This window comes from Andreprevotia chitinilytica DSM 18519 (assembly GCF_000711875.1).
Lineage (GTDB): Bacteria > Pseudomonadota > Gammaproteobacteria > Burkholderiales > Chitinibacteraceae > Andreprevotia > Andreprevotia chitinilytica.
Genome location: NZ_JONM01000006.1, coordinates 1 through 22,832, shown reverse-complemented (window position 1 = coordinate 22,832; position 22,832 = coordinate 1). Strand labels below are relative to the sequence as shown.

The window sequence follows — 22,832 nt, the reverse complement described above, 5'->3', positions numbered from 1 at the left end:
GGCACATCCCGTCGTACTCAGACGGAATAGATGCCGGTACGATCACGCACAGCGTGGCCCCCCACTGGGCATGGAGGAGTGGAAATTGAATGCAATCTACCTAGCGTTGACGGTAGCAATCCTGCTCGTCAATCTGGGCGGCTTGGCGTGCCTGTTCACGCGCTGGCTGCCTGACCGCAACATCGCCCGTGCCGGTGGCCTGTTGGCCATTTGCCTCGTGCTGTTCTTTGTCGAGCACTTCATCGGGCTCGGCAAGCTCGGCTTCCTGTGGCCGATCACCACGATCGCCGCGGTCGCCCTCATTGGCAAACGGCTATGCAGCAAGGATTGGCTGGATGGCGAATTGCCGTTCGTGGTGCCCTTCCTGTTCGCATTGATCTGGCGGCTGGCCTACCCGGATATCGATGCCGCCACCGAACACCTGACCGATCTCTATTTCATCAACAACTACATCGGCGGCGACACCCTGCCCCCGGCCGATCGCTGGTTGCCCGGTTACGTCTTCAACTTCTATTACGGCTTCCTGCATTACTCGGTCGCGCTGCTGGGCCGCTGGCTTGGCGTATCGGCCGGCGTAGCGATGAACCTGGGCGGCGCGGTCGTGTTCGGCTTGCTTGGCAGTCTGGGCTGGAGCGTGGCCAGCCGCTTCGTCACCAAGCTGCCGGTGAAGGTGCTGATCGTGGTGGCGCTGATCTGCGGCGGCACCGGCGTTGCACCGCTGCTCACCATGCTGTTCCCCGGCAATGCCGAGATCCAGATGTGGGGCAACACCCGCTTTGCCGGGCGGTTCGATCAAGACATCACCAGCGAATTCGGCAAGCAGCTGTTCCCCAAACTGACACCGGAAACTGCGCCCGTACCAGGGTTCGAGCCGCGCGACCTGCCGCTGGAAACGCCGTCCTACCTGCTCTTCCTGGGCGACGTGCACCCACCGATCGGTGGCTTTGCGCTGCTGTTCTTCGCGCTGGCGCTGATGGCACGGCTGGAAAAGCCCGAGGAAGGCGATGATGCCCGCCCGCTGGCTTTTGCGCTTGGCGCGACCATGCCCCTGCCACTGGCGCTCAATACCTGGGTGTTCCCCTTGCAAGTGCTGCTGGTGGCCGGCTGGTTCGTCTATCGCTGGCGCGGCAAGCTGGCGCATTACCTGCCTTGGTTGATGGCTGGCGCCATCGCTGCATCGCTGCTGCTCTACCCCTTCCTCAGCAATTTCGTTCCCAATGCGCTCTCCACGCCGCTGGGCTGGACGGAAACGTTCGATCACACGCCGCTGCGCCAAGGCTTGGCGATCTGGTGGCCGATCCTGTGGCTGGTGGTGCTGGCCTTGCTGCAAGGGCCGAAGAACCGGCTGGCGTGGTGGTCGGCGTTTGGCGTCGTCGCAATGTGGCTGATGACGGAATTCATCACCGTCCACGACCCGCACAGCGGCGCATACGAGCGCTTCAACACCGTGCTGAAGTGGTGGTCGTGGCTCTACCCGTTCGCACTGGTCTGGCTGACGGCGCTCAATGCATCCGCCCGGCAAAAATGGCTGCGCGCCGCCGCGCTGGTGCCGGTGTTTGCCGTATCGCTGTACCTGCTGCCGCAAGCCAACTTCTGGATGTCCTCACAGCGACCGCACGCCGGTCGTATCCAGGGTGATGGCTGGCTGCGCGATGACGACGCCAACCGCGCCATCCTCACCTGGCTGCGCGCCGCGCCACAGGGCCTGACGCTGGAGAGCGTGGAACGCGGCTCTTACAGCCAGACCTCCGGCTTTGCGATGCACGCGGGGCAACCGTCCGCCATCGGCTGGCCGGATCACGTGAATGAATGGCGCGCGAATCCCGGCTTTGTCGGGCAGCGTGCCGACGCGGTTCGCTCCCTGTATCAAGGGCAGTTGCCGGACGCGAAAGACTGGCTGAAGAACCAGCGCATCCAGTACATGGTGTGGAGCCGTTTCGACTCGGCGCACGGCCCGGTCCTCGCCCAGCTCAAGACCCAGCTCGCCCCCGATTACGTGTGGATGCCGCTGTGGGCCAATGGCGATGAACAATATGGCGTGTTCAAGCGCCTGTATCGATAGGAGCCAGCTAAAGCAGGCTTTCTCCCCTCGCCCTCGCGTGCAAGGCTTCAGCCTTGCCCAGCTATTAGTGGGAGAGGGGCCGGGGGAGAGGGTCGTGCAACATGCAGCGTTCTTTGCAAGCACCCTCTCCCTAACCCTCTCCCACGAGTGGGAGAGGGAACAAAGATTTTGAACAGACTCTTAGCAGCTCCGAGAAATTTTGATCAATTTCCGGCCCAAAACCGGTAAGTACAAAAGCAGAACACCATGACGTCGATCTACTACCTGCTCACGCTGGCGCTGATCCTGCTGCATTTCGCCGGCGTCTCCGCGCTGTTGTCGCGCTGGATTCCGTCCTTCCACGTCGCCCGCGCCGTCGGCGTGCTGGCCGTTACGCTCACCTGCTTCTTCCTGGAGCACTTCCACGGCTGGGGCAAGTTGGCGTGGCTGTGGCCCTTCACCGCGGCGGCGGCGGGCTTGGTGCTGTGGTGGGATAAGGCCCGCCTACAAGAGGCCCGCTTCATCCGCTCGGAAGCCGTGTTCTGGGTACTCGTCGGTTACGGGCTGGTGTGGAAGTGGTTCTTCCCGTCGATCTTCCCGACGTCCGAGCGCGTAACCGATCTGTTCTTCATCACCAACTACCTGCCCGGCAGCACCTTGCCGCCGCTGGATCACTGGTTCCCGCCGCGTTCCTTCGATTTCTACTACGCCTTCCAGCATTACGGCGCAGCGCTGATGGGGCGGATGTTCGATCTGTCGCCCGGCCTGACCTACAACCTGGCGATGCCGCTGCTGATGGGCATGACGGGTGCGCTGGCGTGGGATTTCGCCGGTCGCTTCGTCGCGCACCGCAACTGGCGCGTGCTGGTGGTTGCCGCCTTCATCATCGGCGGCACGGGCGCGACGCCGTTCGTGCATCTGGTCCACGAAGCCACGGCCGATAGCAGCGGCGATGCCAACAACCGCATGTGGGGTAGCGCGCGCTTCGTCGGCCTGTATGACCGCGAGCAAACCAACACCCGCATCGGTCACGACTGGTTCCTGCAACCGATTCCGGATGGCTTCGAGCGCCGCGAGCTGCCGATGGAGGGCTTCGGCTATCAGTATTACGTCGGCGACTATCACCCGCCGCTGGGTGGCTTCTTCCTCTTGGCCTTGGCGCTGGCGTTGATCGGCATGGTGGAAACCGGCGTGGGCATGGCGCGACTGAATACGGCGCTGATCGGCTTTACCGTGCCGATCACCATCGCGACCAATACCTGGGTATTCCCGCTGCAGTTCCTGCTGGTGGGCGGCTGGGCCGCGTGGCGCAGTCGCAAGAAGAACGAGGAAGGCGCGCCGAAGGGCGACTGGATCGCCTTGATCATCGGCGGCGTCATCGCCTTCCTGCTGCTCTACCCCTTCCTGACCGGCTTCACCGCCAAATCACTGGCGACGCCGATCAAGTTCGTCAGCGCGCTGGATCACACGCCGTGGCAGCAATTCCTGGCGCTGCACTGGCCGACGCTGCTGATGATCGCCATCGGTCTCACCCGTCGCGACACCCGCAAGCTGACGATGTATTTCGCCCTCGGCTTTGGCCTGCTGCTGGTGTTTACCGAACTGTTCTACGTCAAAGACCCGTCCGGCGGCCGTTACGAGCGCACCAACTCGACCATGAAGTGGTGGGGCTGGATCTGGTGCGGCGTGCAGATCGCGCTGACCAGCCTGTTGCTGGGCGCGAAAGCCAAGTGGGTGCGCTGGGTCACCGGCATTACCGTTGCCGTGACGCTGTTGTACGCGGTGGACGTCTTCAACTACTTCCGCGTCAATGACAGTAGCGACCGCGGACAGCTGCACGCCAGCGGCATCTACACCGGCGATGCCACCGTGCGCGACATGTTCCGCTACCTGAGCGCAGCACCGGACGGCATCGTGATGGAGAACCTCTACGCCGATGCCTACACCGATGGCGGCATCTACGCGATCTTCGCCGTCAAGCCGGGCCTGCTCGGCTGGCCATCGCACCTGACCACGTGGCACGGCAGCGCGCCGGAAGCCTACCTGACGCTGAATTCGATCCGCAGCTTCTACGCCGGCAACCTGCCGGACGCCCGTACCTGGCTGCTGGCCAACAACGTGCGCTACATCGTCTGGAACGGCAAGGATGCCGCCAACACCGCCGCCTGGAGCAAGTGGGCGGGTGAGTTGGGCGCAAGCTACGGCTGGCAAGGCTTCGGCCCGGCCGGGCAGCCGCCGGTGGGGATTTGGGTGCGGCGATAGAAACGATAAAACCGACATAACCGTAGGGCGGGTTAGACGCTTAGCGTCGTAACCCGGCGGACTTACCGTGGCATGCCAAGCATGCGGCGGGTTACGCACTGTCGCGGAGCGACGTAAACGTCGCACGCCGACTGCTAACCCGCCCTACGGTGTTTTTGATGAATTGAAACGAGTTACCCATGAAACGCGTCTTGCAGCACCCGATGTCCAAGCAATTCATCCAGTTCGCCGCCGTCGGCCTTGTCGGCACCGGCGTGCAATATCTGACCATCCTGCTGGGCACGGACTGGCTGGGCTTTGCCGCGGCGGTGACATCCGCGCTGGGTTATGTGCTGGGCGCGTTCGCCAACTACGTGCTCAATTATTTCTTCACCTTCAAGAGCGGCAAGTCGCACTCCGAGGCCGCCGCCAAGTACTTCACCATCGTCGGCATCGGCTGGTGTCTCAACACCGGGCTGATGACCTTGTTCGTCAACCACTTGGGCTGGAATCACTGGGTGGCCCAAGTCATTACCACCGGCATCGGTCTGATCTGGAATTTCGGCGGCAGCCGGTTCTGGGCGTTCAGGGAGCACCACCATGGATAAAGCGGTAGACAAGAAACTCTTGAGCGTTGTCGTGCCCGCCTACAACGAAGAGGCGGTGCTGGAGATCTTCCACACCCGCATGAGCGCGTTGTTCGACGCGTTGCCGAACTATCGCTGCGAAATGATCTTCGTCAACGACGGCAGCCGTGACCGCACGCAGGACATCATCGAGCGCCTGTGCGACACCGACCCGCGAGTGGCCGGCGTGAACCTGTCGCGCAATTTCGGCAAGGAAATCGCCATGACGGCGGGCTTCGACCATGCCCGTGGCGATGCGGTGGTGATCATCGATGCCGACCTGCAAGACCCGCCCGAGCTGATCATGGACATGGTGCGCGAGTGGGAGAACGGCTACGACGTGGTCTACGCCAAGCGCACCCAGCGTGATGGCGAAACCTGGCTCAAGAAGGCCACCGCCAGCGCGTTCTACAAGCTGATGAAGAAAACCAGCCGCGTCTCGATCCCGCAAGACACCGGCGACTTCCGCCTGATGAGCCGCCGCTCGGTCGATGCGCTGCTGCAACTGCGCGAGCAGCACCGCTTCATGAAGGGCCTGTTCGCCTGGGTCGGCTTCAAGACCAAGGCCATCGAATACCGCCGCGACCCGCGTGCCGCCGGCGAGACCAAGTTCAACTACTGGAAGCTGTGGAACTTCGCGCTGGAAGGCATCACCTCGTTCACCATCGCGCCACTCAAGATCGCCACCTATCTCGGCCTGTTCATTGCCGCATTCTCCTTTGCCGAGATTTGCTACATCGTCGGCAAGAAGCTGATCTACGGCGATGTGGTGCGCGGCTATCCGTCGATGATGGTCACCATTCTGTTCCTGGGCGGCGTGCAGCTGCTGTTCATTGGCGTGCTGGGCGAATACCTCGGCCGCATCTTCAACGAGACCAAGGGCCGGCCGCTGTACTTTGCGCAGGATGTGCTGCCGTCGCGCATCAGCAACACCCAATGCACGCAGGAACAGCAGTAACCCGTCGTGGTTCCACCGCCGGGCGGTTTTTTCTAACCGCTCAGCGGCTGACTATAAAATGACGAAGGTAGTTGGCTAGGCTGGCTGGTGTTGATAGGATGTTTCGCGTGCATCGCGAAGGAACGTCAACAAAAATCAACGGTTGACCGTGTCATTTACCTCGCACGAACTGTTACATGAACGCACGAAGCCTCACAGACAACGTAAGATACGAGTGCGATTCTGAAATCGCTGACCGGGCAATTGACCCGGCAACAACCGCCCAAGGAGCAACACCATGAATATCGTTCGCAAGATTGTGCTCGCCCTCGCTGCTTCCGGCCTGATGCTGACTGGTTCGGCCTTCGCCGCCGACGCTGCTGCTTCCGCACCGGCTGCAACCCACCACAAGGCTGCCCACAAGAAAGCGCATCACAAGAAGGCATCCGACGCGACCAAGGCACAAGCGAAGAAGCATCACAAGAAGCACCACAAGGCGGCAGCTACCAAGGCACAAGCCAAGAAGCACAAGAAGCACAAGAAAGCGGTCTAAGCTGTAAGCTAGCTTTCGCCCGAGCCGGATCAGCAATCCCGGATCAAAAAACCCCCGTCACTCAGACGGGGGTTTTTACTGTCAGCAGCGGCGTGAACTCCGCCTCAGGCAGCGGCCGGTAGTAGTAGAACCCTTGGGCAAGCGAGCAGCCGAGCATGCGCAGGAAACGCGCCTGTTCCGCGGTCTCGACCCCTTCGGCGATCACATCCAGGCCAAGGTTGTTGGCGATGTCGATGATCGAGCGGACGATCGCCTCATCGCGGCGCGTGCCGGGCACGTTGCTGATGAAAGAGCGGTCGATTTTCAGGAAGTCGATGGCGAATTGCTGCAGGTAGGTCAGGTTGCAATAGCCGGTGCCGAAGTCGTCGAGCGCAAAGCTGCAGCCGGCCTCGCGCAGACTGGCCAACATGGCCTGCAAGCGCTCGTTGTGCCGCATCAGCACCGTCTCGGTCATTTCCAGCTCCAGCCGGCCCGGCTTCACCTTGTGCTCCAGCATCTGCTTGGTGAGCGACTCGGTAAAACCCGGCCGGAACTGCAGGCCGGAGACATTGATCGCCAGCCGTTCCAGATAAATCCCGTCGCGATCCCAGACCGTCAATTGCCGTAGCGCTTCCTGCACCACCCAAGCACCAATCGGCACGATCAACCCGGTTTCCTCGGCAAAGGGAATGAACTCGATGGGCGACACATAGCCTTTGACCGGATGCTGCCAACGCAACAACGCTTCGGCCCCGACGATCTCCCCCGTCGCCAGATCGATCTGCGGTTGATAGAACAGCTCGAATTCGTTGCGCTCCAGTGCAAAACGCAAATCGGTTTCCAGCTTGAGCCGTTCCAGCGAGCGCCGGTTCATCTCGTTCGAATAGAACAGGTGCGCGTGGTTGCCCTGCTTGGCGCGGGACATCGCGACCGATGCCTGATTGATCAGTTTTTCCGCATCCAGCCCGTCATCCGGATAGACGCTGATGCCGATATTGGCCAACAGCGCTACATCGGTGCCGACACCGTGGAAATCGATGACGAAGGGCTCGTCGATCGCCCGCAAGATCCGCTCGGCCACGATGGTGGCGTCTTCACGCTGTTGCACATCGAACAGCGCGATATAGAACTCGTCACCGCCAAAGCGCGATACCACGTCTTCTTCGCGCAGGCAGGCCTTGATGCGCCCGGCGATCTCGGCCAGCAGCCGATCCGCGCTGGCGTGGCCGAAGGAATCGTTGACGTCCTTGAAGCCGGCAATGTTGAAGCACAGGATCGCGCCGTGGCGGCGATAGCGCCGCGCCTCGGCCAGCGCCTGCTCGATCAGGATGAACAACAGTGCCCGGTTCGGCAGCGTGGTGAGCGTGTCGTAATACGCCAGCCGGTGGATTTGCGCTTCGGCGGCGCGGCGCTCGGTCAGATCGGTGAACACCGCCAGGTAATGAGTCAGCTCCCCCCGATCGTTATGCACGGCAGTGACATTGAGCCAAACCGGATATTCGTCGCCGGAAGCGCGACGATCAGAGACTTCGCCCTCCCAGTGGCCGACGGTGGCCAGCGCCGCATCCAGCTCGGCCTGCGTGCGCGGGTTGATTTTTTCGCTGCGCAGGAAACGCGGCGTTTTCCCGATTGCCTCGGTCACATGGAAACCGGTGATCTGCTCGAAGGCATGGTTGACCAGCACGATTTCGCGCTCGGCGTTCACCACCACGATGGCATCGTTGGCCTTCTCGAAGATCAGCCCGTACAGGCGGTTCTTTTCCTCGGCCGCCAAGCGATCGGTGATGTCGCGCACGTAGCCGATGATGTAGAGCGGCGTGCCGCTGGCATCGCGGGCGAGCGACAGGTGCAGATTGGCCCAGAACGCCTCGCCGCTCTTGCGCCGCCGCAGCACTTCCATTTCACCCCGGCCATGCTTGAGCACCGTGTTCAGCAGCTCGGCCTCGCGCTCGCCTTCATCGGCGTAGAGCAGCAGGATGTGCTTGCCGATCACCTCATGCGGCGTATAGCCGAACAACCGCTCCGCACCACGGCTCCAGCCGGTGATGTAGCCATCCAGATCCAGCGTGAGCAAAGAGGCATCGATCGCACCCAGCAAGGACTGCGGCAGATGGTTGGCGGATAGGTCGGGAGGCAGGGCCATTACGTTGCCACCATGCTGAACAGCCGGCGTGTCCACGCGACGGCATCGACCTCGGCCTCCACCCAGGCGGACCAGGCGCATTGATTCGGCCAGTAATCGAAATCGGCGGTGACGCCATGCTCCAGCTTGACGATGCGCGCCAATGCCTGCCCCAGCTCGCCCTTACCCACCGTCAGCGCCGCGACCACATCGTCCGGCAACGGCAGCGGGGCCAGCAGATCGGCCATCGGCATGCCAAACAGGCAATCCAGGCAAGACAGCATGCCGGTAAAGAAAGCGCTCTCCGCCGGGCAGCCGGTGAGCCAGCCCGCCCTGGCCCAGTTTTCCAGCCGGCGGGCACGCAAAGCGGCAACGACCAGCAGCGGCGGCATCATTTCACCGGGGCCGAACTGCTCGGCATACATCAATAGCTGCAACCAGCGCTGCAGCTGGCGTCGGCCCAGGACGGTGATCGCCTGCCGCAAACTGCCCGCCTTGGTCACGCCACTGATCGCAACCGAATTCACCAGCTTCAACAAGCTGACCGAGAGCTGCGGCGCCTTGGCGAACACGGCTTCGATATCGGGGGAATCGGCATCGCGGGCGATCAGGCCCAATAACTCCAGCAGCACCGGCTGCGCCGGCCGTGGTTTGCTGCCGCGCGCGCTGGCCACCGTGGGCCACGCACCGCAACACCATGCGCCAGTTGGCAGCACGGCCAATTCGGAAGGCGTATGGATACCGCTGAAAAACACCGGGCCGGCGGGAGGGAATTCGTCGATCGATGCCATCTCGGCAACGGCATGCTCGGGCACCGGATCAGTACCCGGACTACAGAGCCACATCAACTTGCCGGGCAGCGGCGTGAGCGGCATGCCTTCCACCGGATAGAGCAAGGGCAGATCAGCCAGCGCCGGCTCGGCCGCCAGCGCCTCGGCCAGCCGCGGCAGCACCGCCGGATCGGCATGAAGGCGCAAGCCAACCCAGCTCCGGTCGGATCGCCATATGGGTTCAAGCAAAGGGCGGATGGGAGGTGAGAGCTTCATCCAGATCAGGTTCTAATCGACGTTTAAATCTCGTCATTTGGGTGGATGGCAAGCGAAGCCCCGCTGCGATTTGTTTCACGGCTGCGCAATACGCAAAACAAACAGACCGATAGAGCCTATGTATACCGTAGCCAGCGCAACTTACGTCAGCAAGCCGAGAATGCCAAGTGGATAAAAACAACCGCTTGGCCGGCCACTGTAGCCGCCCTGCAACACCTAGCAGGCAGATACGGGTATTTCCCGATCCCGCGCTCTGGCGCGCGCCCCATAGCATCCGGCGCTGATCGCTGCATGACAATGCAATCAGCTGTCTGGATTGTGCTCGTTCGCCAACAGCACTACGCTAGATTGTGTCAGCAGCCCTTAAACAAGTGCTCATGCACGGATTGGAACCAGTGCTCGCGCACAGACCAAACTCAAGTGCTCACGCACGGATGAAACAAAGTGCTCATGCACGGATGGAGATTTTCAATGCGAATCACCCCACGCACCCTCGCACTCGCCGCCGCCATTACCCTGGCTGCAGGCAGTGCCGCCGCCGCCGGCAAGACACTGATCTATTGCTCGGAAGGCAGCCCGGCGGGTTTTGACCCGGCCCGTTTCACCACCGGCACCGATTTCGACGTCTCCGCCGAAACCGTCTTCAACCGCCTCACCGAATTCGAGCCGGGCAGCACCAAGGTTCGTCCCGGTCTGGCAGAGAAGTGGGATGTGAGCGCCGATGGCCTCACTTACACCTTCAATCTGCGCAAGGGCGTAAAGTTCCACACCACCAGCTACTTCAAGCCGACGCGTGATTTCAACGCCGATGACGTGGTCTTCACCTTCGAGCGCCTGATCGACAAGAACCTGCCGTTCAACAAGGCCGCACCGACCGACTACCCATACGCCTCCGACATGGGCCTGGATACCAACATCACGGCGGTCGAGAAGGTCGATCCATACACCGTCCGCATCAAGCTCAAGAGCCTCGACCCGGCCTTCATCCAGAATCTGGCCATGTCGTTCGCCTCGGTTCAGTCCGCCGAATACGCCGATGCGCTGCTGAAAGCCGGCAAGCCCGGCAACATCAATCTGGAGCCGATCGGCACTGGCCCGTTCGTGTTCAAGAGCTATCAGAAAGACGCCAACATCCGCTACGACGCCAACCCGGCTTACTGGCGCAAGGGTGAGGTCAAGCTCGACAAGCTGATCTTCGCCATCACGCCGGATGCCTCGGTCCGCGTGCAAAAGCTGCAGAAGGGCGAATGCCAGGTGATGGCTTACCCGCGCCCGGCCGACATCAAGCTGCTGCAGGCCGACAAGAACCTCGCCGTGCCGAGCCAGGCCGGCTTCAACGTGGGCTGGGTGGCCTACAACGTACAGCACAAGCCGCTGGACAAGCTCGAAGTGCGTCAGGCGCTCGATATGGCCATCAACAAGAAGGCCATCATCGATGCGGTCTATCAAGGCGCTGGCGAACTCGCCGTCAACGCGATGCCGCCGACGCAATGGTCGTACAACAAGGCCATCAAGGATGCGCCGGTCGACCCGGCCAAGGCCAAGGCCCTGCTCGCCAAGGCGGGCTTCCCGAACGGCTTCGAGATCACCCTGTGGGCGATGCCGGTGCAGCGCATGTACAACCCGAACGCCAAGGTAATGGCTGAAATGATCCAGTCCGACTGGGCCAAGATCGGCGTGAAGGCCAAGATCACCACCTACGAATGGGGCGAATACCTCAAGCGTGCCAAGGCCGGCGAGCACGATGCCCTCCTGATCGGCTGGAACGGCGACAATGGCGATCCGGACAACTGGCTGGGCGTGAACCTGGGTTGCTCCGCAGTCGGCGGCAACAACTACTCGCGCTGGTGCGACAAATCGTTCGACGAACTGATCCTGAAAGCTCGCAGCACCCCGTCGCAGGCTGAACGCACCAAGCTGTACGAAAAAGCGCAGGTCATCTTCAAGAAGGAAGTGCCGTTCACTCCGATCGCGCACTCCACCTGGTACCAACCGATGAGCAAGGATGTACAGGGCTTCAAGATCAGCCCGTTTGGTCTGACCCCGTTCTACGGAGTCGGTCTGAAGTAACCCCTTCCGCCCAACTCCGTTCAGATCGATTCAGATTTTGAACAGATTCTTGGGCAGCCAGCGGCCCACGTCGTAACCTAACGACGTGGGCCGTTTGGTTTTATTGGTCCAACATTCTTGCGGTTTTTGAAGGTTCTGCGATTTTGATCTGAAAGCCATATTCAGATCGCAAAACCCCACGGGAGACTCCCACCCATGTTCACTTTTATCCTGCGGCGGCTGGCCGTGGTGATCCCGACCTTCATCGGCATCACCATCCTCGCCTTCGCGCTGATCCACCTGATTCCGGGCGACCCGGTACTGGTAATGATGGGCGAGCGCAATCTCGACCCGGTGTTCTACAAGGCCGCCATGCACCGGCTGGGGCTGGATCAGCCGCTGTACATGCAGTACTGGCATTACCTCGTGCACGCGGTGCATGGCGATCTTGGGCAATCCATCTCCACCCAGGAGCCAGTGCTATCCGAATTCCTCAAGCTGTTCCCGGCTACGCTGGAGCTCTCGATCTGCGCGATCATCTTCGCCACCATCGTCGGGCTGGCAGCCGGCATCATCGCCGCCACCCGGCGCGGTACCGTCGTCGATCACACGGTGATGGGCGCAGCGCTGACCGGCTATTCGATGCCGATCTTCTGGTGGGCGTTGATGCTGGTGATCTTTTTTTCGGTCTATCTCGGCTGGACGCCCGTCTCCGGCCGGCTCGATCTCGAATTCGAAGTGGCCCCGGTCACCGGCCTGATGCTGGTCGACACCTTGCTCGCCAAGGATTTCGACGCCTTCAAATCCGCCGTGATGCACCTGATTCTGCCCGCCATCGTGCTCGGCACTATCCCGATGGCCGTGATCGCCCGCATGACGCGCTCGTCGATGCTGGAAGTGCTGCGTGAGGACTACATCCGCACCGCCCGCGCCAAGGGGCTCTCCCGCACCCGCATCGTGCTGGTGCATGCGCTGCGCAACGCGCTGATGCCGGTCGTCACGGTTATCGGTTTGCAGGTCGGCACGCTCTTGGCCGGCGCGGTGCTCACAGAAACGATCTTTTCCTGGCCCGGCATCGGCAAGTGGCTGATCGACTCGATTTCGCGCCGCGATTACCCGGTGGTGCAAGGCGGCATCCTGCTGGTCGCCACCATGATCATTCTCGTCAACCTGCTGGTCGATCTGCTGTATGGCGTGATTAACCCGCGTATCCGTCACGCGAGATAACAATGACTGAACCCACACTGACCTACCCATCGCCGCTGAAAGAGTTCTGGCAATCGTTCCGCACCAACAAGGGCGCGACGGTGGCCTTGATCTACTTCGCCCTGCTGGTCTTCGCCGCCGTATTCGCACCGCTGGTGGCCCCGCACGCGCCGGCCGAGCAATACCGCGATGCGCTGCTCACGCCGCCGGCCTGGGCGCACGACGGCTCGTGGCGCTTCATTCTGGGCACCGACGAAATCGGCCGCGACATCTTCAGCCGCTTGCTGCACGGCGCACGGCTGTCGTTGATGATCGGCTCGGTCTCGGTGCTGCTGTCCTTGTTGCCCGGCGTCGCGCTGGGCCTGATCGCGGCGTTTTACCCCAACGCCATCGGCAGCTTCATCATGCGTTTGATGGACATCATGCTGGCGCTGCCGTCCCTGCTGCTGGCCATCGCCATCGTCGCCGTGCTCGGGCCAGGTCTGGGCAATACCGTGCTCGCGATCGCCGTAGTCGGCCTGCCGTCCTACGTGCGGCTCGCCCGTGCTTCGGCCATGACCGAGCTGAACAAGGATTACGTCATTGCCTCGCGGCTGGCCGGCGCGGGCAAGCTGCGGCTGATGTTCAACACCGTGCTGCCCAACTGCATGGCCCCGCTGATCGTGCAAGCCACGCTCGGCTTTTCGTCCGCCATTCTCGATGCCGCCGCGCTGGGCTTTCTGGGCCTTGGTGCGCCACCGCCGCTGCCGGAGTGGGGCACCATGCTCGCCAACGCGCGTGACTACATCCAGAGCGCGTGGTGGGTCGTCACCATGCCCGGCCTCGCCATCCTGATCACGGTGCTGGCGCTCAACCTGATGGGCGACGGCCTGCGCGATGCGCTCGACCCCAAACTGAAGAGGCTCGCGTAATGGCCTTGCTTGATATGAAAAACCTGAGCGTCGAATTCGGCAGCTCGGAAAACCCGTTCCGCGCCGTGACGGGCGTGAGCCTGTCGATCGAACGCGGCGAGATCGTCGGCATCGTCGGTGAATCCGGCTCCGGCAAGAGCGTGACCATGCTGGCACTGATGGGCTTGATCGACGCCCCCGGCCGCGTGCACGCCGATGCGCTCGAGTTCGACGGCAAGAACGTGCTGACGATGAAAGAGCGCGACAAACGCCAGCTCATCGGTCGCGACATCGCCATGATCTTTCAGGATGCGCTCTCCAGCCTGAACCCGGCCTACACCGTCGGCGCGCAGCTGATGGAAACGCTCAAGCTGCATCAGGGCTTGTCTGGCCGAGCCGCCAAGGCACGCGCCCAGCAACTGCTGGAAATGGTCGAGATTCCCGATGCCCCGTCGCGGCTGGCGGCCTATCCGCATCAACTCTCCGGTGGCATGAGCCAGCGCGTAATGATCGCCATGGCACTGGCCTGTAATCCGAAGCTGCTGATCGCCGATGAACCGACCACGGCGCTCGACGTCACGGTGCAGGCGCAGATCATGGAATTGCTGGTCAACCTGCAAAAACAGCACGACATGGCGCTGATCCTGATTACCCACGATCTGGCCGTGGTCGCCGAAGTGGCGCACCGCGTGGCAGTGATGTACGCCGGCGAGGTGGTCGAAACCAGCCAGGTGCCGGGCATCTTCAGCGCACCGCGCCACCCGTATACGCAAGCACTGCTGGCCTCGATCCCCGAGCACAGCAAAGGTGCGGATCGACTGGCAACACTGCCGGGTGTAGTGCCGGGCCAGTACGACCGGCCCACCGGCTGCCTGCTAAGCCCGCGCTGCCCCTATGTGCAAGACCGCTGCCACAGCGATCACCCGACACTGTTTGCCACGCCCAACGGCGCGGCACGCTGTTTCTTCCCGCTCGACGACGCCGGGAGACCCACCCATGTCCAATAACGTTGCCAATGATGTGACCCAAGCTGACGTGACCCAACCCAGCCCCGAAAAACCCATCCTGATCGCCCGCGAGCTATCGCGGCACTACACCGTATCGCGCGGCTTTTTGCGTGGTCATGCCACCGTCAAGGCGCTGAACAACGTCTCGTTCGAACTGATTGCCGGCAAGACGCTGGCGGTGGTGGGCGAATCCGGTTGCGGCAAATCGACGCTGGCCCGCCAGCTCACGCTGATCGAAGAGCCCACCGGCGGCAGCCTGCAGATCGATGGCATCGAGATTGCCAGCGCAAACGCCGCCCAGCTCAAGGCGATCCGGCCCAAGGTACAAATGGTGTTCCAGAGCCCGTATGCCTCGCTCAACCCGCGCAAGCAGATTGGCGTGATGCTGGGCGAGCCGCTCAAGCTCAACACCAATCTGGACGCTGCCGCACGCGAGGAAAAAGTCCGCGCCATGATGACCAAGGTCGGCCTGCGGCCCGAGCACTATCACCGCTATCCGCATATGTTCTCCGGCGGGCAACGGCAGCGGATCGCCATTGCGCGGGCGATGATGCTGCAGCCGGCCATCGTCGTTGCGGATGAGCCGACCTCGGCGCTGGATGTGTCGATCCAGGCGCAGATCCTCAACCTGTTCATGGATTTGCAGCAGGAACTCGGCACCGCCTACGTGTTCATCAGCCACAACCTCAGCGTGGTCGAGCACGTGGCGGACGACGTGATGGTGATGTACTTCGGCAGCACGGTGGAATACGGCTCGAAAACAGCACTCTTCGCCAAGCCGCTGCATCCGTACACGCGGGCGCTGATGTCGGCCACGCCGGCCATCCACAAGGCGGATCGGCAGATCAAGATCAAGCTGGTCGGTGAATTGCCATCGCCGTTGAAGCCACCGTCCGGCTGCACCTTCCACACCCGCTGCCCGTACGCGGCCGAACGCTGCGTGGCGGAAGTGCCGCAGCTACGCCCGCTGTATGAGCGACTGGTCGCATGTCATCGCGTGGAAGAGATCTATAGCAACTGCACGGTGTAAAGGCATTTTTACGCCTTACCTGATGGAAAAGTGCCACGGCGCGCAACTAATCTCGAGGAACCAATTCGCCATGCCTTAGTTGCCGCCTCAACATGAACATCGCACTGAATCCACAGCGTGCCCTGCCGGAAATCCTCTCCGGCAAGGGCAACCCCCTCGTGATCCTGCCCGGCGCCGACTGGCAGCAAACGCACTGGCGCCTCGCCGACAACACCCGCACCGCCTTGCTCGAACAAGGCAAAGTGCTGTTCTTCCCCCAGCTCGCCTTTGCGCTTTCCGACACCGAGCGCACGCTGCTCGATCCGCAATTCGCCGACCCGAAACGCAAGAACATCAGCCTCGACGGCAAGACCGGCCTGCTGCGCGGCGTTGCCGGCAATGGTGCGACCCAAACCACCTTCCACCAGTTAGTCGCCCGCTACGCGCAACAGGCAACCACCTTGGTCGATCACTTGTTTCCCCACTATCGCGGCCATCTGCGCGCAGCCCCGACCAGCCTGCGACTGCATCGGGTCGAAACGCGCCGGACCTCATGGCGGCACGACGACAGCCGCCTGCACATCGATGCCTTTCCGTCGCGCCCGAATCATGGCGAGCGCATCCTGCGCGTCTTCACCAATATCAACCCGCATGGCGAACCGCGGGTCTGGCAAGTGGGGGAGCCGTTTCAGGACGTGGCCGAACACATGCTGCCGCGCCTGCCACGGCAATGGCCCGGCAGCGCCGCCTTGCTCAAGGCCCTGCGCATCACCAAGCAACGCCGCAGCGCCTACGACCACATCATGCTGCACCTGCACGATGCCATGAAGGCCGATGCCTACTACCAGAGCGACAGCGGCCAGCAAACCATCGCCTTCCCGCCCGGCAGCGTCTGGATCTGTTTTTCCGATCAAGTCCCACATGCGGTGGTGTCCGGCCAATTCATGCTGGAGCAGACCTTCTTCCTGTCACCAACGGATATGGCGCATCCGGATGAATCGCCGCTCGCGGTACTTGAGCGGCTAACCGGCCGCCCCCTCGTCGGCGCGCCAGAACAACCGTTCACGCCCAAAGCGCCGCCCTTATTCGACACGATCCGCGAGATGCTGGTGGACGGCGCCAGCACAAACCACAAAACGCCTGCAGCAGGATTTTGATCGGCGCTCTACACTGCGGGGCCACCCTCCTCGTCCCGCAGCATCATGAGCAACCGCGTTCCACCCCGTACTCGCCCGATAGCCCCGCCGCAAGGCCGCGTCAGCCTTGCCCGCGCACTTTCCAAGCTCGGGTTCTGCTCGCGCTCGCAAGCCGAGGCCCTGGTGGCGGAAGGCAAAGTGGCCGTCAACGGCAAGGTCGAACGTGATGCCAACCGGCGTGTCGACCCGGATCGTGACCGCTTCACCGTGGACGGCGCGGCGGTCGAGAAGCCTCAATTCGTCTACCTGATGCTGAACAAGCCGCGTGGCCTCGTCACCACGGCGCAGGACGAACGCGGGCGCGATACTGTCTACCGCTGTTTTGATGGCGCAAACCTGCCCTGGCTGGGGCCGGTCGGTCGGCTCGATCAAGCCAGCGAAGGCTTGCTGCTGTTCACCAACGACACGCGCTGGGCCGCCGCGTTGACCGACCCGGCCAGCCATCTCGACAAGACCTACCACGTGCAAATCGACCGCCTGCCGGACGACGCCCTGCTGGCAGCATTGCGCAGCGGCATCGTCCACGATGGTGAAAAGCTGCTCGCCAAACGGGCAACCGTTTTGCGCAGCGGCGAGAAAAACGCCTGGCTGGAAATCGTGCTGGATGAGGGCCGCAATCGCCATATCCGCCGCTTGCTGCAAGCGCATGGCATCGAGACCTTGCGGCTGATGCGCGTCGCGATCGGCGCATTGCAACTGGGTGAATTGGCCAAGGGCGCGTGGCGGGAATTGAACGCGGACGAGATTGCACAACTGCGCGTTGGCCGGGCAGCGCAAATCGTGTCAACGCCACGGAAATCACGTCGTTAAATACTGACCTCTGCCCCCTGCGGAGGTAGCTTCAGTTTCTCTGATTAGCGTCTTTGGCGTCCGCGGCAGCGGACGCCAATTTTTTTGCGCTGCCCGCTTGGGCTTGTTCTTCGATTGCAGGCTTCTTTTAACGCGATGGTTGCGCTGCGCGCTTTTCCAACAGATCGTAAACAACGCTTCAGCGTGCCAGAAACCCCAACCCAGCCCGTGCCAGCAGCAATGCCGTCTCATGCAAAGGCAAACCCACCACACCGGTGAAACTGCCGGACAAGTGCTGCACGAACAAGCCGCCATGCCCCTGAATCCCATAGCTGCCGGCCTTGTCCATCGGCTCGCCGGTGGCGACATAGGCGGCGATCTGCGCCTCGGTCAGTGTGGCAAAGGTCACGTGGCTGAGCGACACCACGCTATCTACCTGCTCGCCATCGACCAGTGCCACCCCGGTCAGCACCTCGTGCGTCGTGCCGGACAACTGCCGCAGCATCTCGGTTGCGTCGGCTGCATCGGTCGGCTTACCGAGCAACTGGGTGCCCAGCGCCACCGTCGTATCCGACCCCAGCGTCGGCAAAGCCGGCTTGCCCTGATCGACCGCAGCTTGCCAACCGGCCTTGGCCTTGGCGACGGCCAGACGCAGCACGTAATCGGTGGGGGTTTCACCAGCGAACGGTGTTTCGTCGATGGGCGCACTGACGATTTCGAAGGTGACGTCGATCTGGACAAGCAGTTCGCGGCGACGGGGGCTGGCAGAGGCGAGGTATAGATCGGTCATGGTTTGGGTGTGAGGTGTGAGGTGTGAGGTGTGAGGTGTGAGGTGTGAGGTGTGACAGATGGTAGCGCGTCCCACAAACCCTGTAGGAGCGAGCTTGCTCGCGATGACGACGGTGAATGGAACGATGCAATCGCGAGCAAGCTCGCTCCTACAAAATCCCCCTCACACCTATCCCCTCACTCCCGATGGTACGGATGGTTATGCAAAATCGAATAAGCCCGATACAACTGCTCCGCCAGCAACACCCGCACCATGCCATGCGGCAAAGTCATGGCGGAAAGCTGCAGCAGCTGATCCGCCCGTTGTTTCACACTCGGATCGAGCCCGTCGGTGCCGCCAATGATGAACACCGTATCGCGGCCATCGACATGCCAGCCCTTCATCTTTTCGGCCAGCGCCATCGTCGTCCAGTTCGCGCCGCGTTCATCCAGTGCCAGCACGCGCGCGCCTTGCGGAACGGCGGCGAGGATACGTTCAGCTTCCTCGGCCATCACCTGCTGCGGCGTCTTGCTGCCGGCGCGCTTATCCGGCTTCAGCTCGATCAGGCTGAGCGCGAATTCACGCGGCAAGCGTTTCTGGTATTCGGCGAAACCGGCTTCGATCCAGTCCGGCATCTTGTGGCCGACGGCGATGATGATCAGCTTCATGGGCGCGTCACGTTTTACAATCGGCCGATTTTACGCCGAATCCACGCCATGCCCGCCTCTCCCATCACCCACCTCAACCTAGCCGCCCCCGATCCAAGCAAGGTGGCTGTGCTCCATGTAGAAGCCGACTTCATCGTCGCCTACAAACCGCCGGGCTTGAGCTTTCACCGCGAGGGTGGCGAGGCGGGTTTTGTCGAACTGTTGCGCGAGCAATTCGAGGGGGTACTCCACCCGCTGCACCGGCTCGACCGCATCACTTCCGGCTTGCTGCTGCTGGCGCGTAACGAGGCAGCGGCCAGCGAATTCGGCGCGATGTTTGCCGAGCACCGGCTGGACAAGTTCTACCTCGGGCTCTCGGCCCGGCCGCCCAAGAAGAAGCAGGGCACCGTGGCCGGCGCGATGCTGCCGGGCCGCAACGGCAGCTGGAAGCTCGGCGAAGGCCGCGAGCAATTCGCGAGCACGCAGTTCTTCAGCCACGGCTTGGGCAATGGCTTGCGGCTCTTCGTGCTACGTCCGCTATCCGGCCGCACTCACCAACTGCGGGTAGCGATGAAGAGCCTGGCCGCCCCGATTCTGGGCGACACGCGCTACGGCGGCGTGGCGGCAGATCGCGGTTATCTGCATGCCTACGCACTGGCGTTCGATTGGCGCGGGCAGCGCTTTGAACTCGTATTGCCCCCGCAAGCCGGCGAGCAATTTTGTAGCGAGCCAATGCAGCAGCAATTGGCGCAGAACCCGCCGCCGTGGGCCTATGCTTGGCCCGATCAAAAACACAAAGCATGACGTCAGTCAGCTGAAATCTAATGCCGATGACGGCAATACCAATCTGCTGCATTTTCAACACCCTGCACCAGATTGTTTCGGGCCGAACTACATTCAAAAACGTATTTTCACTACAGAAGCAATTGCTTTTCTGTTAAATACCGCAGCAGTCATTTTCATAAAAGCTGTTTATTTTCAGACTACTAAACACAAATCGATCACCTCGTGATCGATTAAGACAAACCATCTTGTAGTCCAGATTGCAGCACTCGTTTAGACGACTCCATCCCTCACCTGCCAGCGCTTGACAAGCCAAAGCGCCTATCCGCTAATCGTTGCCCAAAGCTGGAAAAAACAAATCATTAACCAGCTTGCGCCGCATTTCTTTCCAGAAATTGACGAGCGCCAGCCCGGATAGCACAGGGGCTGATCCCGATATAAGGATGGAGAAGAGATTATGTTCAACCGCTTCACACTTGCAGCGATTCCGGCTGCCTTGCTGGCCGTACATGCGTACGCCGCCTACCCCGCATGGCAGCCGGACGTGTTTTACGCCGCCGGCACCATCGTGTCCTACAACGGGCACGACTACAAATCACTGGTCAGCCAGACCGATTACGCCAGCTCCGGCTGGAACCCGACCACCGCCAGCCTGTGGTCCGATCTTGGCGTCAGCGCCGGTGGCACGCCCACGCCCGCGCCAACCGCAGCGCCAACACCGAAGCCCGCCACACCAACGCCGGCCCCGGTAACTGCGACCCCGACACCCAAACCGGCGACGCCGACTCCAGTCCCGGTTACTGCTACTCCCAAACCGGTCACCCCAACGCCCGTGCCACCGACGGCTACGCCGACCCCCGCCAGCTCGTGCTATGCCGCGTGGGATTCGACCAAGGCCAATTACAACGGTGGCGACAAGGTCACGCTGAACGGTGTGAACTACGTGGCCAACTGGTGGACCAGTGCCAACCCGGCCACCAATAGCGGCCCGGCCGGCTCCGGCAAGGATTGGACCGTGCTGGGCAACTGCGGCGGCGCAACGCCCGCCCCGACAGCAACACCAGTTCCGGTTACAGCGACCCCGACTCCCAAGCCGGCCACACCGACGCCAGCCCCCGTCACGGCGACGCCAACACCAGCTACGCCCACACCAACCGCTGTACCGGCCACGCCGACACCGAACCCATCCGGCACGCCGACGGCGGTTCCGGCCCCGGCCGCCTACAAGCCGCAAATCAGCTACGTGACCGCCCCGGCCGGCTACCCGACCGATGCGCAATTCACCTCGGCGGAAAGCGCGCTGCTGTCGCAAGCATCGACCAACTCCAACGCCATCGCCCTGATCCGCGCCGCACTGCGCGTGCTGCCCGATGCGCAGGTCAACACCGTCACGCCGGGCAATGCCAGCAACCCGGATAACGTGAAACGCGTCGAGCGCATCATCCCGCAAGCCACCTTCGATAAGCTGTTCCCGGTGCGCAACGTGGCCTACACCTACGTCAACCTGCTGCGCGGCGTAGCCAAGTTCCCGGCCTATTGCGACAACTACACCGATGGCCGCGACGCCGACGCCATCTGCAAGAAGCTGCTCGCCACCTCGTTCGCGCACTTCACGCAGGAAACCGGCGCCAGCTGGGACACACTGACGCCGGCCACGGCCCAGACCTACCCGGCGAACAACAACGCCGTGCTGGCCACCATGCCGCAAAACACCGCGATCCCGACCTGGAACCAGGCGCTGTGGTACCTGCGTGAGATGGGCTACAACGAAGGCTCGGCCGTCGGCAGCTATCAGGATTGCTTCAGCGGCGCCGGCAGCACGATCTTCTCGGTGTTCTACCCCTGCGCACAAAACGCCCAAGGCAAGAACATCGACTACTTCGGGCGCGGCTCCAAGCAGTTGTCCTGGAACTACAACTACGGCCCGTTCAGCAAATCGCTGTATGGCGACGTGAATGTGTTGCTCGATAACCCCGGCCAAGTGGCAGATACCTGGCTCAACTTCGCCTCCGCCGTCTGGTTCGCCGTCTACCCGCAATCGCCCAAGCCACCGATGACCTGGGTCGTCGATGGCACCTGGGTGCCGAATGCAGTCGACACCGCCAGCGGCATGAGTCCGGGCTTTGGCGCCACCATCTACATCATCAACGGGGGCATCGAGTGCGGTGGGGGTTCGGATGTACCGCAGGCCGCCAACCGCATCGCGGCGTACAAGCAATACAGCGCGGCGCTCGGCATCACCATCCCGGCCTCGGAGCAATTGAGCTGCGCCAATATGAAGGGCTTCCAGCCCGGCTCCGCAGCGGCGACCAAGACCTATCTCGACAAGAGCTGGGCCTACAACGCCAACAACCCGGGCGGTGCCAGCTACGCCTGCGCACTGGTGGATTACCAGATGCCGTTCACCCTCGCCAACCCGGGCGATTACAAGGCCTGCGTGGATTACATGTTCCGCGGTCAGGTGAAGTTCAACGGTTCAGTGGTGATCGACAACACCAAGTAACGCTGACCTTTGATCCAGGCCGGCGCAAACCGGTGGATCAATCCCGCTCAAACGGCGGCCCTCGCAAGAGGCCGCCGTTTTTTCGTCTGCCGGGCACAAATTCGTAGCCTTCGTAGGGCGGGTTACGACGTGGGACGTCTAACCCGCCCTTGTATCTTGTTTCCCGTGATGGTTAGCTCCCATCACACGAGGCAGCGGCAGCTTGGACCCACCCTGAAGGCCTGGACCTTGCGACGTAGATCAAGCCCGCTGCCTCACCCTCCTCGCCAATTAGACACTGAACGGTAGCCAAGGGCGCGACCCTGTATGCACAAGGCAAGTGGGCGACGTGGCACTTTCTTCATCTTCTCGATCTTTTCTCATCATGCACTTTCTCGGTATCGACGTTTCCAAAGCCAAACTCGACTGCTGCCTGCTCGTTGACGTAGCAGCCGGCAAA

The 22,832-nt window shown here is 62.1% G+C and carries 18 protein-coding genes; 14 read left to right on the top strand and 4 right to left on the bottom strand.

The genetic code is table 11. The features are described 5' to 3' along the window. The first annotated feature begins 85 nt into the window (after positions 1 to 85). From BR41_RS09445 to BR41_RS09425, 5 genes are all read left to right on the top strand, one after another. A complete protein-coding gene (locus BR41_RS09445) occupies positions 86 to 2,062 on the top strand; it encodes a DUF2298 domain-containing protein (protein WP_035055670.1) in 1,977 nt (658 codons plus the stop codon). Between the two features lie 246 nt (positions 2,063 to 2,308). Further along, positions 2,309 to 4,303 (top strand): DUF2298 domain-containing protein, encoded by a 1,995-nt coding sequence (locus BR41_RS09440; protein WP_035055668.1) that lies wholly within the window; start codon positions 2,309 to 2,311, stop codon positions 4,301 to 4,303. A gap of 179 nt (positions 4,304 to 4,482) precedes the next feature. Further along, positions 4,483 to 4,890 (top strand): GtrA family protein, encoded by a 408-nt coding sequence (locus tag BR41_RS09435; protein ID WP_211251709.1) that lies wholly within the window; start codon positions 4,483 to 4,485, stop codon positions 4,888 to 4,890. Then, entirely contained in the window at positions 4,883 to 5,866 is a 984-nt protein-coding gene (locus BR41_RS09430; protein ID WP_035055667.1) for a glycosyltransferase family 2 protein, read from the top strand. Before BR41_RS09435 ends, BR41_RS09430 begins: the two co-directional genes overlap by 8 nt. Positions 5,867 to 6,143: 277 nt before the next feature. Beyond that, positions 6,144 to 6,398, top strand: a complete 255-nt coding sequence (locus BR41_RS09425; protein ID WP_035055664.1) for a hypothetical protein — start codon at positions 6,144 to 6,146, stop codon at positions 6,396 to 6,398. A 61-nt stretch (positions 6,399 to 6,459) separates the two neighbouring features. On the opposite strand, the gene BR41_RS09420 is transcribed toward BR41_RS09425, so the two are convergent. Together BR41_RS09420 and BR41_RS22845 are read right to left on the bottom strand one after the other, a co-directional pair. Beyond that, positions 6,460 to 8,520, bottom strand: a complete 2,061-nt coding sequence (locus tag BR41_RS09420) for a putative bifunctional diguanylate cyclase/phosphodiesterase (RefSeq protein WP_051710591.1) — start codon at positions 8,518 to 8,520, stop codon at positions 6,460 to 6,462. Continuing rightward, positions 8,520 to 9,476 carry an EAL and HDOD domain-containing protein gene (locus tag BR41_RS22845; protein WP_051710590.1) on the bottom strand — a complete coding sequence of 319 codons (957 nt, stop codon included), beginning with the start codon at positions 9,474 to 9,476 and terminating at the stop codon, positions 8,520 to 8,522. Before BR41_RS22845 ends, BR41_RS09420 begins: the two co-directional genes overlap by 1 nt. 540 nt (positions 9,477 to 10,016) lie before the next feature. On the opposite strand from BR41_RS22845, the gene BR41_RS09410 reads away from it, so the two are divergent. The 7 genes from BR41_RS09410 to BR41_RS09380 all read left to right on the top strand — a co-directional run bounded on the left by BR41_RS09410 (position 10,017) and on the right by BR41_RS09380 (position 17,712). After that, complete coding sequence (locus BR41_RS09410; protein WP_035055661.1) at positions 10,017 to 11,615, top strand: ABC transporter substrate-binding protein; 1,599 nt, start codon at positions 10,017 to 10,019, stop codon at positions 11,613 to 11,615. Between the two features lie 195 nt (positions 11,616 to 11,810). Continuing rightward, entirely contained in the window at positions 11,811 to 12,821 is a 1,011-nt protein-coding gene (locus tag BR41_RS09405) for an ABC transporter permease subunit (protein WP_035055659.1), read from the top strand. A 2-nt stretch (positions 12,822 to 12,823) separates the two neighbouring features. Then, on the top strand, positions 12,824 to 13,711 hold the full coding sequence (locus tag BR41_RS09400) for an ABC transporter permease subunit (protein WP_035055657.1): 888 nt from the start codon (positions 12,824 to 12,826) through the stop codon (positions 13,709 to 13,711). Then, on the top strand, positions 13,711 to 14,697 hold the full coding sequence (locus tag BR41_RS09395) for an oligopeptide/dipeptide ABC transporter ATP-binding protein (RefSeq protein WP_035055654.1): 987 nt from the start codon (positions 13,711 to 13,713) through the stop codon (positions 14,695 to 14,697). The genes BR41_RS09400 and BR41_RS09395 overlap by 1 nt, the downstream gene beginning before the upstream one ends. Further along, the gene (locus BR41_RS09390; RefSeq protein WP_084186973.1) at positions 14,687 to 15,727 is read left to right on the top strand and encodes a peptide ABC transporter ATP-binding protein; all 1,041 of its coding nucleotides are present in this window, start codon (positions 14,687 to 14,689) and stop codon (positions 15,725 to 15,727) included. Before BR41_RS09395 ends, BR41_RS09390 begins: the two co-directional genes overlap by 11 nt. A gap of 92 nt (positions 15,728 to 15,819) precedes the next feature. Next, complete coding sequence (kdoO, locus tag BR41_RS09385; protein ID WP_084186969.1) at positions 15,820 to 16,863, top strand: Kdo hydroxylase KdoO; 1,044 nt, start codon at positions 15,820 to 15,822, stop codon at positions 16,861 to 16,863. 45 nt (positions 16,864 to 16,908) lie between these two features. Then, complete coding sequence (locus BR41_RS09380) at positions 16,909 to 17,712, top strand: pseudouridine synthase (RefSeq protein ID WP_051710588.1); 804 nt, start codon at positions 16,909 to 16,911, stop codon at positions 17,710 to 17,712. A 178-nt stretch (positions 17,713 to 17,890) separates the two neighbouring features. Here the strand turns inward: BR41_RS09380 and BR41_RS09375 are convergent, their stop codons facing one another. Then, on the bottom strand, positions 17,891 to 18,481 hold the full coding sequence (locus tag BR41_RS09375; RefSeq protein WP_035055651.1) for a Maf family protein: 591 nt from the start codon (positions 18,479 to 18,481) through the stop codon (positions 17,891 to 17,893). Positions 18,482 to 18,657: 176 nt separating this feature from the next. Further along, positions 18,658 to 19,128 carry a 23S rRNA (pseudouridine(1915)-N(3))-methyltransferase RlmH gene (gene rlmH / locus BR41_RS09370; protein WP_035055648.1) on the bottom strand — a complete coding sequence of 157 codons (471 nt, stop codon included), beginning with the start codon at positions 19,126 to 19,128 and terminating at the stop codon, positions 18,658 to 18,660. A 48-nt stretch (positions 19,129 to 19,176) separates the two neighbouring features. Between rlmH and BR41_RS09365 the strand changes: the two genes are divergently transcribed. Together BR41_RS09365 and BR41_RS24865 are read left to right on the top strand one after the other, a co-directional pair. Next, the gene (locus tag BR41_RS09365; protein WP_084186962.1) at positions 19,177 to 19,911 is read left to right on the top strand and encodes a pseudouridine synthase; all 735 of its coding nucleotides are present in this window, start codon (positions 19,177 to 19,179) and stop codon (positions 19,909 to 19,911) included. Between the two features lie 436 nt (positions 19,912 to 20,347). Then, positions 20,348 to 22,393: a glycoside hydrolase family 19 protein gene (locus BR41_RS24865; RefSeq protein ID WP_084186961.1), complete on the top strand. Its 2,046-nt coding sequence runs from the start codon at positions 20,348 to 20,350 to the stop codon at positions 22,391 to 22,393. The last annotated feature ends 439 nt before the right edge of the window (positions 22,394 to 22,832 follow it).

Coding starts and splice junctions, on each gene's coding strand:
- BR41_RS09440 (WP_035055668.1), top strand. CDS start 2,309: ATGACGTCGATCTACTACCTGCTCACGCTGGCGCTGATCCTGCTGCAT.
- BR41_RS09435 (WP_211251709.1), top strand. CDS start 4,483: ATGAAACGCGTCTTGCAGCACCCGATGTCCAAGCAATTCATCCAGTTC.
- BR41_RS09430 (WP_035055667.1), top strand. CDS start 4,883: ATGGATAAAGCGGTAGACAAGAAACTCTTGAGCGTTGTCGTGCCCGCC.
- BR41_RS09425 (WP_035055664.1), top strand. CDS start 6,144: ATGAATATCGTTCGCAAGATTGTGCTCGCCCTCGCTGCTTCCGGCCTG.
- BR41_RS09420 (WP_051710591.1), bottom strand. CDS start 8,520: ATGGCCCTGCCTCCCGACCTATCCGCCAACCATCTGCCGCAGTCCTTG.
- BR41_RS09410 (WP_035055661.1), top strand. CDS start 10,017: ATGCGAATCACCCCACGCACCCTCGCACTCGCCGCCGCCATTACCCTG.
- BR41_RS09405 (WP_035055659.1), top strand. CDS start 11,811: ATGTTCACTTTTATCCTGCGGCGGCTGGCCGTGGTGATCCCGACCTTC.
- BR41_RS09400 (WP_035055657.1), top strand. CDS start 12,824: ATGACTGAACCCACACTGACCTACCCATCGCCGCTGAAAGAGTTCTGG.
- BR41_RS09395 (WP_035055654.1), top strand. CDS start 13,711: ATGGCCTTGCTTGATATGAAAAACCTGAGCGTCGAATTCGGCAGCTCG.
- BR41_RS09390 (WP_084186973.1), top strand. CDS start 14,687: ATGTCCAATAACGTTGCCAATGATGTGACCCAAGCTGACGTGACCCAA.
- kdoO (WP_084186969.1), top strand. CDS start 15,820: ATGAACATCGCACTGAATCCACAGCGTGCCCTGCCGGAAATCCTCTCC.
- BR41_RS09380 (WP_051710588.1), top strand. CDS start 16,909: ATGAGCAACCGCGTTCCACCCCGTACTCGCCCGATAGCCCCGCCGCAA.
- BR41_RS09375 (WP_035055651.1), bottom strand. CDS start 18,481: ATGACCGATCTATACCTCGCCTCTGCCAGCCCCCGTCGCCGCGAACTG.
- rlmH (WP_035055648.1), bottom strand. CDS start 19,128: ATGAAGCTGATCATCATCGCCGTCGGCCACAAGATGCCGGACTGGATC.
- BR41_RS09365 (WP_084186962.1), top strand. CDS start 19,177: ATGCCCGCCTCTCCCATCACCCACCTCAACCTAGCCGCCCCCGATCCA.
- BR41_RS24865 (WP_084186961.1), top strand. CDS start 20,348: ATGTTCAACCGCTTCACACTTGCAGCGATTCCGGCTGCCTTGCTGGCC.